The organism is Alteromonas sp. 5E99-2 (assembly GCF_017368475.1).
GTDB lineage: Bacteria > Pseudomonadota > Gammaproteobacteria > Enterobacterales > Alteromonadaceae > Alteromonas_F.
This window is the reverse complement of record NZ_JAFNJE010000093.1, coordinates 1-369: the sequence shown is the minus strand read 5'-3', so window position 1 is coordinate 369 and position 369 is coordinate 1. Positions and strand designations below refer to the sequence as shown.

Here is a 369-nt window from a genome sequence, read left to right as displayed (position 1 = left end):
GGTGAGCGTTTATACCGAACCGGTGATGCGGTTAAGCAAACCCAGTCGGGTGAATTTGAGTTTATTGGTCGAGTTGATGAGCAAGTTAAAATACGTGGATATCGTGTTGAATTAAATGAAATCAAACAACACCTGCTTGCCCTTGATGCGGTGTCAGATGCAGCGGTACTTGTTGAATCGCAAGATGATAGAGCGCAGCTATATGGGTTTGTGGTAGCCGAAGGCCATGAAACAGATAACCAAACGCTAAACATCACTCATATCAAAGAGGCCCTATCAGCCCGCTTACCCGATTACATGATACCGAGTCGCTTTATTATCTTGGCTGACTTGCCGTTAAATGCGAATGGTAAATTGGATAAAAAAGCC

Annotated in this window: 1 protein-coding gene; it reads left to right on the top strand. The window is 44.2% G+C overall.

Annotation, left to right across the window (positions count from 1 at the left end):
* A partial coding sequence (locus J3L16_RS16045; protein ID WP_207614065.1) for a hypothetical protein occupies nt 1–369 on the top strand: 369 nt, incomplete at both ends.